Raw genomic sequence first — 13,387 nt, 5'->3', positions numbered from 1 at the left:
AAAAATACCAGTTTGTGGGTAACATAAACTTACACTGATTGCTGAATGAACACTTTTACCGATTACTATGCACTGCTCGGTGTCACGTCGGATGCGGCACCCGAAAAAATCAAGGCAGCCTTCAAGAAACTAGCCTTACAATATCACCCTGATGTCTATAAAGGCGCGGATGCCAATGAGCGGATGAGCCAGCTTTTGCATGCTTATCAGACGCTCAATGATCCAGTTGCACGCAAGAATTATGATCTGCAACGCTCAGAGCACACGCTGAATGCGTTTGCCTCTGGCCAGACCTCCACTGCAGCGTCTTATGCCTCCACGAGACCGTCCAGGCCATCACAAAGAGCTGCGCAACCATCAGGCAAAACAGTTTCGCCGGGAGCGCGTCGAGACCGCCAGCGGCACTACGATTTTCCCTCGTTTGCTCCCGATAAAACGGTGCGAGTGAATCTGGTTGATATTGATTATGCACTTTCAACGTCTCAGGCGCAACAGTTAGTGCGCGATGGCTTGTTACGAGGTGTGGCTACTAAGGTGAAAGGGCAGGAGTATTTCTGTCATCGCTGTCATCATCACTGGCATGATGAGTCGGAAGACACAGCATCAAACAAGCTTCCGCGTTTCTGTCCTAAATGTCATGCGGCTGATTGGCCCGAATATTTGCTGCTGCGCTGCATGCATTGCTGCGCTGTGTTCGAAAGCGAGCAGATACGTTATGAGATCGGTTCCTATTCCTATGGGCAAGGAAATGTACCGAATAAAACTGGTTTATGTCCTCCTTATGAGCTCTTTCCGCTGTGTCCCTATTGTGGTACCGCTCGCTGGTCGCAAGCCGAAAATGCACGGGTAAGCGATTTACGACAAAAAGCTGATCAGCAGGCGCTGGTGAGGCGTCTGATCTGGATAAGCGTGGTGGTGGTTGGGATGATTGTGATCGGTTTGCTGCTTTTCGGAGGCCATTAGTACGTTATAACTGTGTGGAGAGAGGTGTGCTATGTCAGCGGAACGAAAAATTATTCCCGGGGGAATTTATCCTCCGGTTCCTACTTTTTTTGGAGCAGATGAAGCTCTCGATACGGTGACGCTTCAGAGACATATCCGGCGCCTGGCCGGGAGCGGCATCGCAGGCTATGTGGTGATGGGCTCCAATGGTGAGGCGGTGCATTTGAGCTCTGATGAGCGTGAGGCGGTCATCTCTACGACAAAGGATGTATTGCGCGAGATTGGAATGGATCTTCCTGTCATTGCTGGTTGCGGTGCGCAGTCGACAAGGCAGACGCTTGAATACTGTCATCAGGCAGCTAGTCGAGGAGCCGATTTTGCTCTGGTATTGCCACCGTCTTATTATCCCGGACGTATGGATGAACGTGCTTTGAAGGCTCATTATCGCGCTGTGGCTGATAGCAGCCCTTTGCCTGTGATTATCTATAATATGCCTGCCAGTTCCGCGGGAATCAACCTTAAGGCCGACTTTATCTGTGCGCTGGCCGATCATCCCAATATTGTAGGCGTGAAAGATAGCTCTGGCGAAGTTTCAAAATTGATGCAGATTGTCTCTCAGGTTGATCCTGCCTTCCGCGTTTTTGCTGGGAGTGCCGATGTGCTCTTGCCCGCTTTGCTTGGTGGCGCGGTTGGCGCAGTGGCTGCCCTGGCCAATATCTTTCCCCAGATAGTATGTCGCGTTCAGACGCTGTTTGAGCAACAGCATTTTGAGGAGGCTCGTCAGTTACAGAGTAGTCTGATCATCGCCAATACGGCCGTCACATCGCGCTACGGAGTTGCTGGCTTGAAAGCTGCACTTGTTCACACCGCTGGCTATGGAGGCTTCCCACGCCTCCCGTTGCAGCCTTTAACGTCTCAAGAGCAGGATACTCTGATACAAATTATCTCCGTACTGGTGGAGAAGACGCACGAGTCCATATAACGTCAAGCTATCACGGTAAAGTTCAGGGATTGGATCAGAACCTTATCGGTACAAGCGATTGAGCTGGCCCAGGATACTTTGACGGTGCCGTTTCCGATGACTCCTGGTTTGTAATAAAAATAGGCGTTGGTCTGCGTCAGGTAGGTAGCTCCGCTGGGCATGGCTGAGTTGGCGTAGGGATAGGCTTGATTATTCACTGACCAGTCGAGACAGACGGCACCGCTGTATGCAGCCTGTTGGATTGTCATAGTGACATATATTGATTGATCAGAATGAAATTCTGTCGCTGTTTGCAAGGCTGTTCCTGTAGTCTGATCAACAGAGCTGGCGAGATTGACGTTATTAATATATTGGTTAGCAAGCGGGGTCGGCGTTGTAGTCGGAGTCGCCTGGATATTGGTTGGGGTTGATGCGATGGTTGGTTGAGTCTGCACGTTGGTTGTTTGTGGCTTTGAGGAGGCCGAGGTACTGGTGGTCAGGTTGTTAGGAGTGAGGCTCTGCGCCATGATGAAGACAAAAATCAGGATGATAATGCCAGCAGTGAAGCACATGGCAGCCACAGTAAAGCCCAATTTAGTCTTTGGTTGTGGCGCTGGTACATGGGTGGGAAAATAGGTTGGTTTGCTCCATGGGGCAGGTGTTTGATAGGGCTCGGGAGACAGCGGAACTGACGGCGTGTTGGGCACGTAAGGCTGATTCTGCTCGTAAGAAATATTACCTTGCTGAGGAGGCATGAATGCTGCGGCAGAAGGGAAAAAGCCTGCGGGAGCAGGAAATGGTTCTTGTGCTGTAGTTGGCTCTGCGGATGGGATCGTATATGGAGCTGTGGTTGGCCAGACTGGCGGCGCACTGTTAAGCGTATCAATATTCGCAGATATTTTGACATGAGGGGGTACAGGGGCTGCATCGCGTGCCAGTTTAACCTTCCCTGCTTTTCCAGCTGGTGCCCCACACCGTGGACAATTGGTGCGCGATGGCGAGAGCGGCAAGCCGCATTGTGCGCATTTCATGACTAACAAACCCTCTTCTTTTCACATTCTTTTGCTTGGATAGGACATCTTATATGACGAAGGAAGATGGAAACTCGTTAAAAATGATGCCTCAAGTAGGAGATTAGTCATAGTGGTTGGGCTTTGAGCTTACTATTAGTAATCGGTAGTGTATCTTCTTCTCTTGACACTACTACATAGCCCAACTAAAATACGTTCAGATGGTTGAAGTGCGATAGATGGTAGATGCATGACTATTTTAGTATGGTAAGAAGCAGGTTAGGAAAAAGTGATGTTAGATGACAGCGACAACGTAGAGCAAGTATTGCATACCCACATAGCTCGCTTGCAAGCGTGTCTGCAACATGTCTCTGGCGATAGTCAAGGACCAGAGGAAGGAAGCGATGCGTGGCTCCTCCTCAATGCTCTCATTGGCAATGAAGAAGTGTCAGGTCAGTCTCTGGAGGATCGTTTTGAACAATCTGGACGCTGGTTGGCAGAACAAGGCGGCAAATTAGATAGCCGCTTGTATGGCTTACAACAGTATGTAGATGCTCTTTTGAGCGAATTTAAAGACTTATGGCGTGAACACCCAATTGTGCTGGCTGAAGCGACGACACGGCTATCACAGATACAATCTACGAGCTCCCTGGCTCTGGCGCGCGGCTATCAGAGTGTGACGGATCAATACAAGATTGAGAGCACACATACAACTCAACAATTAGAGCATCGTCTGATGGCGCTGCAGCGTATCAATGGTGTCAGTAATTCAGTGATGGATCTGGATCAGACGCTAGAAATCACAGCTCAGGTAGTCTCAGAAGAACTCCATGTTGAGCTATGCTCGATCTTTTTCTATGATGAGTTACAGCGCGTACTCACGCTGCGTGCGACAAATGGTCCACGTCCGTTGGGCGGCATGCACTTTACTCTGCGTCTGGGCGAGGGGTATAGTGGCTGGGTCGCCGATAAAGGACGTCCTTTAATCGTCAATGATGCTTTAGCTGATACTAATTATGCTTCTGAGGCTCATGCTTATTCAACTGATCTGCATGGCTTAATGGCTCTCCCGATTATTTTCTTCGGGAGTGCCGAACGGCTCATCGGGGTTATCAGCGTGCAGTCTGTCGAGCCACGCGATTTTACGCGGGATGAGGTGAGCTTTGTCGAGGTGGTGGCGGGTATTGTGGCGATCAATATCGAAAATGGACGCCTCTACGAACAAACAGATGAGCAATTACGGCGTAAAGTGCACGAACTGGCAACGATTCACCGCGTCTCATCGATCATTGCATCCACGCTCAATCTTGATGAAGTGCTGCAAATTATTACCACACAAGCGGTACATCTCTCCGGAGCCGAGCGCTCATGTATCTTTGAGTTGGATCAAGAGCGGCAAAAATTACACGTCCTGGCGCACTATGGTTTGAATAGCAATCTGGTTGAGAGTATGCAGATAAGCGTGGGACATTGTTGTGCTGGACGCTCGGTGCAAACAGGGCGGCCAAGTATGGCGGTGGATTGCTTTGAAACGGATGAAACATGTTTCCTGCATAATGATCCTTTTGTTTCTTCGGAGATCCATTCAGTATTATGTGTTCCTTTGAAGGTTAAGCAAAAAATTCTTGGTTGTATCTGTATTTATAGCAATCATCGCCACCTGCTGAGTCCAGAGCAGATGCAGTTAGTCATCACGTTCGCCAATGAGGCTGCCATCGCGATCGAGAATGCTCGCCTCTACGAGGAGACACGTAGAGGGCTTGAACTGAAATCGGTATTGCTACGTGAACTTCATCATCGCGTCAAAAATAATCTGGCTACAGTGGCCGGGATACTTTCTCTGCAACGACGACGGACCAAATCACCAGAGATTCGTGCCACTCTGGCAGAGAGCGTGAATCGTGTCCAGGGTCTGGCTTCTACCCACGATTTACTGGCTCATGAGGATGTCAGTGAAGCACGTGTCGATGAAATAGCGCGTAAGATTGTCGGCGTTGCCCATTCTAATCTCTGTCCTCCCGAGAAGCGCATCACGTTTCAGGTGGAGTCCAGTCCGATTGTGATCCCTTCACGAGCTGTGACGGTGCTGGCATTGGTGATCAATGAGATGATCTCGAATGCGATTAAACATGGTATGGCGAAGCAGAAGGAGGGTGCAATTGTGATTCGGGGCCTGGAGGAGGATGGCATGGTGATAGTGCAGGTGTTGGATAATGGTATCGGGCCGGCTTTTGAAGTCGCATTCGACGAATATGCCGAAGGAAATTCTGAAGGATTGGGATTGTCGCTCATCAAGCAACTCATAAGTGATCTGAATGGAAAGTTCTCCTTGCGGCGCGGGATGGTGACTTTGAACAGTAGCAATCCTCAGAGAGATGCCGTTCCAGTTGAGCGCACAATTTCAGAGGTGCGTTTTCCATTGAAACGACAGTAAACATGACGATATCTAGAGCAGAAATCTCAATGGATGTAATGGCGATTTTTGGCGGTAGGAGAGGTTATAGCACATGGATGATACGTCGCAAAAAAGAAAAATACTGGTGGTTGAAGACGAAAAGTCTATTCAACAGATCCTGTGTTTCTTTCTCAGGAACCAGGACTTCGAAGTCCTGGCCGTCTCAAATGGTGAAGACGCAATGCGGGTGATTCCTGAATTTCAGCCGCATCTTATCATTCTTGATCTGATAATGCATCCGGTCACCGGATGGGAAGTACTGCATTGGCTGCGAGCAAATCTCCTCACTCCAGGTATTCCCGTACTTGTGGTCAGTGCGCTTGTGCATCTTACAGAGCAGATGCAAGGGTTTGAAGAAGGCGCGATCGAATATATCACAAAGCCAACGCAGCCGAGCGTGATTGTGGAGCGTGTGCGAGCGCTGCTCTCATTAGATGTAGAACAACGCACGCTGCTTCAACATAAGCATATGGATGAGCAGCGCAAAACTTTAGCACGTCTGGCGGTTGAACAACCGGATGAATTTGTCTATTAAGCGTTATCTGTATGTGGGTGTTCTCAGCTTTAAATAGCCAATGGCTGTCCACATCGCGTGCAGAAACGATTGCCTACAGGATTTCTTTCTCCACAAACGGTACATTGATTGAGTAGATAGCCACAGCGTGTGCAGTAGCGCATCTGTGGCTTATTTAGATGCTGGCAATTGAAACAGGTGTACAGCATGCTCTGCCGATTGTCGACAAGTGTTGGTGTGCGCGGTGTCGGTGGTTGAGCAACAGGAGGCGGTGGGTTATTGGCCGGCATGAGATTGGCTGGCAGAAATTGTCCACCGGATGGCTGCCCATAGTAGCTACCAAGTGCAGGTTGCGCTGGATTGTTGATAATAAGTAGGGCTTGATTTAAGGCTTCTTCCATCTCATGAGCCGTCTGATAGCGTTGCTGCGGATTTTTAGCCAATGCGGTCATGATTACTTGCTCGATGGCAGGATGAATGGCTGGATTTAATGCGCGCGGTAGCGGTGGTTGCTCGTAGATATGGCTGTGTGCCAGTGCAGGATAGTTGTCGCCAATAAATGGAGTGCGTCCCGTCTGCGCCTCGTACAGCACGATACCCAGCGCGTAGATATCCGCTCGGCCATCGACAGGGCCTCCCTGACATTGTTCGGGTGACATATACTCTGGCGTTCCTACTCCGGCTCCAGGACGTGTCAGGTTAGCCTGGGTACTGGCTAGCACTTTGGCGATACCGAAATCAGATAAGATAGGGCGGTCGGAGCGATCCATCAGGACATTGACCGGTTTAATGTCACGATGGATGACTCCCTGAGCATGAGCATATGCCAGGGCGTCGGCAAGTTGCGTAAAAATATTGATGAGCTTTACAGGATCAATAAAGCGCTTTTCATAGAGATATCTGTCAAGGCGTTGCTTTAATGTTCCGCCGTCGACGAGCTGCATGACAATATAGAGATGTCCATTCTGTTCGTTGGCATCATGGACAGTCACTATATTGGGGTGCGCCAGCGATGCGACCAATCGAGCTTCCAGGTTGAATCGCTCAACGAAACTTCGGTCGGCAGCATACCAGGGTGGGAGAACCTTGACGGCGACGTCGCGCCCGAGATTTTCCTGGTGCGCTTTGTACACGCGTGCCATTCCCCCTTGGCCGAGTGTTTCCAGGATGCGATAATTGCCGAGCGTTGTTCCAATCAGATCGTCTTGCTGCATCATATCAGAGGGCCACGTAAGCAGTAGCTGTCTATATTCTCTGTCCCAGGATTGGTCACAGTTGTTGTCCTGGCAGTACTGCTCCGTGGCCCCTTTCCCTCTCTAAATGGCGTTGTGATGTGTGCTTGGTAGAGACATTGCGCTTGTATGAGAGTTGGTTCCGCTACTTTTTGGCAAACACGAGAACGGTTTGACCAAGCTGAATGCGATCCCCCTCTTGTAATGGATACGTTTGAAACTTGTTTACCAGTTGTCCGTTGACTTTGGTCCCGTTGGCGCTTCCCTCGTCCTTAAGTGCGTAGCTGCCATTCCCCATGTTGACAAGCGAGGCGTGCAGCCGTGAGACGGCTAGATCTTCCAGGAAGATGTCACTTTCGCGGCTACGGCCCATACTTAAGGACTCTTTTTTGATTTCATAGATGCGGCCTGGCTCTTTGCCTTCTTCTACCCGCACGTAGCCGATGCTACCCACTTGCGGCTGACCAGAAGATCGGAGCATGGTTTTGTCACCGTCAGGATTGCCAGAGAACATCGCCGTCGGATCTTGTCCATAGCCGCCCTGGTTTGGTTGCCACCCCTGTGGTGCGGCAGCGGCTGGATTGGCAAATCCTCCCGATGGTGGCTGAGGTGCAGCTCCCCAGGGATCAGCTGGTGCAGCTTGTGGTTGTCCCCAACCTGTTGGAGCCTGTGCCTGTTGGGGCGCTTGCTGAGGTGCTCCCCATTGTTGTCCGCTAATGGGCTGGGCTTGCTGCTGGGCTGGATTTCCTTGATTCCAGGGATCTGATGTGACTGGTGCTCCCGCTCCCGCTTGTGGAGCGTCCCATGGCGATGCTTGACCACCAGCTGCTGGATTTCCCCATTGAGGCTGCTGTTGCTGCTGTGGGCTGGCAGATCCCCATGGATTACTCGCAGCGGGTTGAGCCGGATTGTTGCCCCATTGTGGCTGTTCTGGCTGAGCCGGATTAGGATTATTGCCCCATTGTGGCTGTTCTGGTTGAGCCGGTGTATTGCCCCAGGGATTGGCGGCTTGTTGTGGCTGCTGGGCGCCAGCTCCACCCCATGATGGCTGTGATGGTGTTCCACCACCCCATGGGTTGGCGGCTTGCTGTTGTTGTTGAGGAGCGCCAACGCCCCCCCAACTATTCTGGGAAGCGCCATTGGGCGCATTCCAACCTTGCTGTGGTTGCATCTGTCCAGGCTGGGCTTGAGCTTGCTGATTCCAACCCGTAGCCGGGCCTTGTTGTTGTGGGTTCCACCCACCAGCCGCTCCAGGTTGACCCTGGCGTTGCCAATCACTGGTTCCGCTCATCGATAACGGCGATTTGACCGGTTTGTTCTTGCCACTGCGCCAAATGAATAGGGCACCAATGAAAAGGAGGATGGCAAGAACCACAATAGCTACAACAAGGATTGGCCCTGAGATAAGACTGCTGTCGATTGCTGCAAAGATTGTGAGATTTGGTTCTCTCATAACAGTTCACCCCTCTAAGCGTAGGGGCGGCAAAAATTCTCGTTTTGTATTGTAGCCCCCGATAATATTCAGGTTCTACACGAGGTGTTGCCACCCGATATGGATCGGGTATCCATCAAGGATACCCCTACAACTGCGACTCCGTGCTATGCACACCACAGTGAGCGCAATGTTGCGTATGATTAAAAGTAGCCAAAAGATTGCCTTAAATTAACGCAATTCGAAACGTACCTCGACGCTGCCAAAGCGTAGAATGTCCCCGTCTTTGAGAGTACGTTCCTCGTGTGGTGTCAAGGTTACTCCATTTAAGCGAGTCTTATTCAGTGCATTAAGGTCTTCGACAGTATAGGTCCCTTGCTGATTCCGCAAGTATGCGTGTCGTCGTCCCACCGTTTTATCCGCCAGGCTGATTTCGGGATAGATGCCTAGCGTCGGATCTTGTCTGCCAACTACCATTTTATCCCCATTTAAGGGAATGGCAAGCCCATTGGAGATAACAACGATGCGTGCTTCCTTGCTTACAGGGGCTGGGACCGTCGGTTTATCAGCTATCCGATGCCCATCATCCAGCTGAGCGGTCTGTGGCACAATCAGAGAGAGTTGCTCTAAGACTGCAATGAATTCCTGTGGCGTGGCGTAGCGATCAGCAGGTGATTTGGCCAGCGCCTTTTGCATAAAAGAATCCACCTCAGGAGGCAACTCAGGCCGCAGGCGGCAGATGGACGGGACTTTTTCATTCATATGTTTGATAACGATATCAACAGCGGTCTCGCCTTCATAGGGTGGGCGTCCGGTCAGCATTTCAAACAAAACCGTCGCCACCGAATAAAGATCTGAACGTGTATCGGCGGAACGCCCACTTTCAGCCTGTTCGGGCGAAATATAGTAGGCGGTGCCCATAAATACATTCGATTGCGTCAGTGTAACAGTGTCCCGACCTCGGGCGAGGCCGAAGTCGGTAATTTTTACCATATCCTTACTATTAATGAGTATATTTTGTGGTTTTATATCTCTATGAACAACCCCTTGCGTATAAGCTGTCTCCAGTCCTTCAACGATTTGTCGTGTATAGTTAAGCGCACGTAAAGGATCAAGTGGTCCGTCATTAATCATAAAGTACTTCAAACTTTGCCCGTCGATATAATCCATAACGATATAGTACATATTATTATCGTTTCCGTAATCGAAGATACGTACAATATGTGGATCATTCAAGTTCAAAAGGATATGAGCCTCTCGCTGGAAACGAGCTAGCAGTTCGCCATCGTCTGAAAGCTCCAGGTGCATGATTTTCAACGCACAGATCTGATTATCTCCGAGGTCGCGTGCGATGTAGACTGTAGCAAAGCTACCTCGTCCACGTTCATCGATAAGTTTATAGCGACCCTGGATGACACGACCTACCATGTCACCGTTCATTGGCGTGAACTCCTCTAATAGTGGGTTACTGTTAGCGGCTACATTATACACCATCCATTGGCTTGTGTCATGATGCTGATATCCAGCAAGCGCGATTCCAAGCTACGGAGTACAGACGGCGTTTGTCTTGATGATTTTATAAGTAGACCGATGTGTGGAATATATATACATACTACATAGATTGAAAACTTATAATAATACCGATCGATTTACTTGCGTGTCACTTGATACTGCCTCTCCGTTAGAGATACGTGTCTATATCTCTAACGGATAAGTTTTCAATTAGGTGACTGAGAAGTACGTCTGTACAAACAGGTTAGCCTTTTACTCTTCGTAAGAGCCGCCAAGATTATGGGCCAGGAACTTTTCCGCGGCGGCATAAAACTTGATACGATTCTCGGGTTTGGCGAAGCCATGGCCTTCATCGGGGAAGAGCATGTATTCGTAATTAATCCCTTTGCTCTTCATAGCCTCCACAATCTGCTCGGACTCGGCCTGTTTCACGCGAGGATCATTTGCACCCTGGGCGATCAGCATCGGAATCTTGATATTATCCACATGGAAGAGCGGTGAGCGAGACTTCAGGAAGTCCTCCTCGGTCTCAGGGTCTCCTACGCGCTTCTTGAAGGCGGCCATCGCGGTGGACCAGTACGGCGGAATGGTTTGGATTAAGGTAATAAGATTGCTGGGTCCGACGATGTCCACGGCGCAACGGAATAGATCGGGGGTCATGGTCGCACCAACCAGCGCTGCATAGCCGCCATAGGAGCCGCCGTAGATAGCCACTTTGTGCGGATCGGCAATGCCCTGTTGGATCGCCCACTGCATTCCATCTACCAGATCGTAGTGCATCTTACGGCCCCACTCTTTGTTACCAGCATTGAGGAATTCTTTGCCATAACCAGTCGAGCCGCGATAATTGATCTCGAAGCAGGCGTAGCCGCGATTAGCAAACCATTGCGCCTCAGGATTGAAGCCCCAGGTGTCTCTGGCCCAGGGGCCACCGTGGACGTTGAGGACCATTGGCAGGTTGGTCTGTTTCCCAACGGGACGTGTGAGATAGCCATGAATGGTGAGGCCATCACGTGCGGAAAATGTCACTGGTTCTGTGTGTGCCAACGTATAATCGCTGAGATTGGGCATGTTGTCAAAAAGAAATTCAGCGCTCTGATGCTTGCGATGATAGGTATAATACGGTACTGGTCCATTATCGACATTGAAGGCGATCAGCCAGGTCTCATCGGCATCGTCGCGACTGACGACCGAGAAATCTCCCTGATGAATGTCGCTGATGCGGTCAAAGTCGATCTGAATGGAGGCGTCCAGCACCAACCACTCGACGCGATCCTTATCGAAGGCGACCGCCTGAATCTCGTAGGTGTCAGGATGAACCATGACCGTGCCAACATCATATTGAGCATCCTCGGCGATAACTGTCTCTTCGTTCGTGGAGAGGTTGAGCTTGATCAAGCGTCCGGCGTTGACGTGGCGCGAGTCCTGGATGTACAAGGATTGTCCATCGCGTGTAAATGAGAGTGCTCCGCTTGTGAGTGCATCATCGGAGTCCCAGCCGAAAAGTGTGCGCCACTCGGCCTGCTCGGAATCACGAACCAGAAGATCCATGCCACCATCGGCACGGGCAGCCATCGCGCCACGCACCTTGAAATGCGTATCAACAACCCATCCAGCAATGTTGCCCGGATTCTTCGCGACCAATGTCAATGCACCAGAGGCGATGTTGAGATTATAAACGTCATGAACCTGAGGATTTTCTTTATTCATGGCGATCAAAAGCTCATCCGGGAAATGCTTATCGTGATCGATGATCTGCACCTGAACATTCTCAAAAGGCGTCAGGTCACGCGTCTCATGCGTCTGCACATCGGTTGCGTAGAGACGCCAGTTCTCATTGCCTCCTGTATCCTGGACATAGAGAATATGTTTATTGTTCGGTGCCCAGAAATATGAGCGTATCCCACGCTCGGTATCGTTGGTGAGCGGATAATATTCATTTCCGCTGACGGAACCGACCCAGACGTTGAGTACGTTATTGACTGGGGCCAGGTAGGCAAGATGCATGCCATCTGGCGAGATGCGAGGGCTGGCCTTGGTTGGATTTCCAAATAGGATATGTCGTGGAATTAGCTCTGTATGTGTTGGTATCGTCATTAGTTTTCTTCTTTCTACATGTGCCAGTTACTACCAGAAGCGAATACTCTCTATACTTCTACGTATGCTCAGGCATGAAAGTTGAGTCCACGCTCCCCATTTTTTTCGTGAGAAAGTAGCATTTCCCTGTAGGCTTCGTAGGTCTGGCGGGCGATCTGCCCCTGGGTGTAGTTTTCGAGGACACGTTGGCGGCCTTGACGCGCCAGAGAGGCATAGAGCTGAGGGTCGTCGAGGAGTTTTTGGACGCGAGCGCTTAATTCGCGGGCGTCCCCTTCTTGGAAGACGAGCCCGGCATCTCCGATGACATGGGGGATCTCCCCACAGGATGAGCCTATGACCGGCGTCTCACAGGACATGGCTTCGGCTAAAACGCGTCCAAATTGTTCGGTCCAGTTGGGGCGCGAGATGGATGGTAGGACAAAGACATCCAGATTTTCCATGGCGGCAGGTACCTGATCGGTGGGTATGCCCGGTCTGAATTGTACTCTCTGACTGACTCCAAGGCGGCTAGCCTGCTCTTCGAGCGCGCTCTTCATGGGTCCGTGACCGATAAAGACTACCTGGCAATAGGCGGGTAGATAGGTCAAGGCCTCGATCATGAGTGGTAAGCCCTTTTCTTCTTTGAGGCGACCGATGAAGCCAAGCGTGAAGGGAGCATCTTTGGCTCGCGGTGTGCGTGGTTGGCTGCGCTTGTAGATATCTGTGTCAAAACCAAATTGTGGAATGACGCGTATCGGTCCCTCATATCCCTTCTGTCGCAGCACTTCTGAGGCGTCCCGATTGCCTGCGATTGCCATGCTGGCGTGGCGATAGTTGTAGAGCTCGATCTGGCGGAACGGAGGTGGATAGTTGCGGTGGAGGTTCTGCCAGGTGAAAAAGAGGGCTTTGGCGTTCTGTTTGATTGCCAGGCGCATGGCTTGCAAGGTGGCTAGATTGTATGGTTCCTCGTCAATGTGTACAATTTCTGGTTGTACTTCTTGCATGATCTGAGACAGCTGAGGATAGTAGTGCCAGTGAAATTTCCCATTGAAAGTAATCGGTGTGACGATCATGCGATAGCCATCAGTATAGAGACGCTCAAGCATCTGTTGACTGCCATCGTCGCTTTGCCAGTAGGGGGGCACTACAACGGTCAATTCCAGATTGGGACATTTGGCAATCTCTTCGAGTTTGCGCTGAGAGGTCCCTGCAACCAGGGCTTTAGAAATCATCAATACACGCATAGTTCTTCT

10 protein-coding genes are annotated in these 13,387 nt (G+C 50.6%); 4 read left to right on the top strand and 6 right to left on the bottom strand.

The genetic code is table 11. The annotated features are described in order from the left end of the window. The first annotated feature begins 45 nt into the window (after nucleotides 1–45). Entirely contained in the window at nucleotides 46–963 is a 918-nt protein-coding gene (locus tag AC27N8_RS18555) for a J domain-containing protein (protein WP_487068876.1), read from the top strand. A 31-nt stretch (nucleotides 964–994) separates the two neighbouring features. Further along, nucleotides 995–1,924 carry a dihydrodipicolinate synthase family protein gene (locus tag AC27N8_RS18550; RefSeq protein ID WP_487068875.1) on the top strand — a complete coding sequence of 310 codons (930 nt, stop codon included), beginning with the start codon at nucleotides 995–997 and terminating at the stop codon, nucleotides 1,922–1,924. A gap of 2 nt (nucleotides 1,925–1,926) precedes the next feature. Here the strand turns inward: AC27N8_RS18550 and AC27N8_RS18545 are convergent, their stop codons facing one another. Beyond that, a complete protein-coding gene (locus tag AC27N8_RS18545) occupies nucleotides 1,927–2,934 on the bottom strand; it encodes a hypothetical protein (RefSeq protein ID WP_487068874.1) in 1,008 nt (335 codons plus the stop codon). Between the two features lie 271 nt (nucleotides 2,935–3,205). Between AC27N8_RS18545 and AC27N8_RS18540 the strand changes: the two genes are divergently transcribed. Then, entirely contained in the window at nucleotides 3,206–5,347 is a 2,142-nt protein-coding gene (locus tag AC27N8_RS18540; RefSeq protein WP_487068873.1) for a sensor histidine kinase, read from the top strand. 73 nt (nucleotides 5,348–5,420) lie between these two features. Continuing rightward, complete coding sequence (locus tag AC27N8_RS18535) at nucleotides 5,421–5,903, top strand: response regulator transcription factor (protein ID WP_487068872.1); 483 nt, start codon at nucleotides 5,421–5,423, stop codon at nucleotides 5,901–5,903. Nucleotides 5,904–5,932: 29 nt separating this feature from the next. On the opposite strand, the gene AC27N8_RS18530 is transcribed toward AC27N8_RS18535, so the two are convergent. The 5 genes from AC27N8_RS18530 to AC27N8_RS18510 all read right to left on the bottom strand — a co-directional run bounded on the left by AC27N8_RS18530 (nucleotide 5,933) and on the right by AC27N8_RS18510 (nucleotide 13,378). Continuing rightward, on the bottom strand, nucleotides 5,933–7,099 hold the full coding sequence (locus tag AC27N8_RS18530) for a protein kinase domain-containing protein (RefSeq protein ID WP_487068871.1): 1,167 nt from the start codon (nucleotides 7,097–7,099) through the stop codon (nucleotides 5,933–5,935). Between the two features lie 160 nt (nucleotides 7,100–7,259). Beyond that, complete coding sequence (locus AC27N8_RS18525) at nucleotides 7,260–8,567, bottom strand: FHA domain-containing protein (RefSeq protein ID WP_487068870.1); 1,308 nt, start codon at nucleotides 8,565–8,567, stop codon at nucleotides 7,260–7,262. Between the two features lie 210 nt (nucleotides 8,568–8,777). After that, nucleotides 8,778–9,986, bottom strand: a complete 1,209-nt coding sequence (locus AC27N8_RS18520) for a protein kinase domain-containing protein (protein ID WP_487068869.1) — start codon at nucleotides 9,984–9,986, stop codon at nucleotides 8,778–8,780. Between the two features lie 324 nt (nucleotides 9,987–10,310). Beyond that, on the bottom strand, nucleotides 10,311–12,155 hold the full coding sequence (locus tag AC27N8_RS18515) for a S9 family peptidase (protein WP_487068868.1): 1,845 nt from the start codon (nucleotides 12,153–12,155) through the stop codon (nucleotides 10,311–10,313). Nucleotides 12,156–12,223: 68 nt separating this feature from the next. Next, nucleotides 12,224–13,378 (bottom strand): glycosyltransferase family 4 protein, encoded by a 1,155-nt coding sequence (locus AC27N8_RS18510; protein WP_487068867.1) that lies wholly within the window; start codon nucleotides 13,376–13,378, stop codon nucleotides 12,224–12,226. Between the last annotated feature and the right edge of the window lie 9 nt (nucleotides 13,379–13,387).

The organism is Dictyobacter sp. Z7_2, assembly GCF_057551105.1.
Note: the sequence above shows the minus strand (reverse complement) of the source record. Positions and strands in the feature narration are given on the sequence as shown.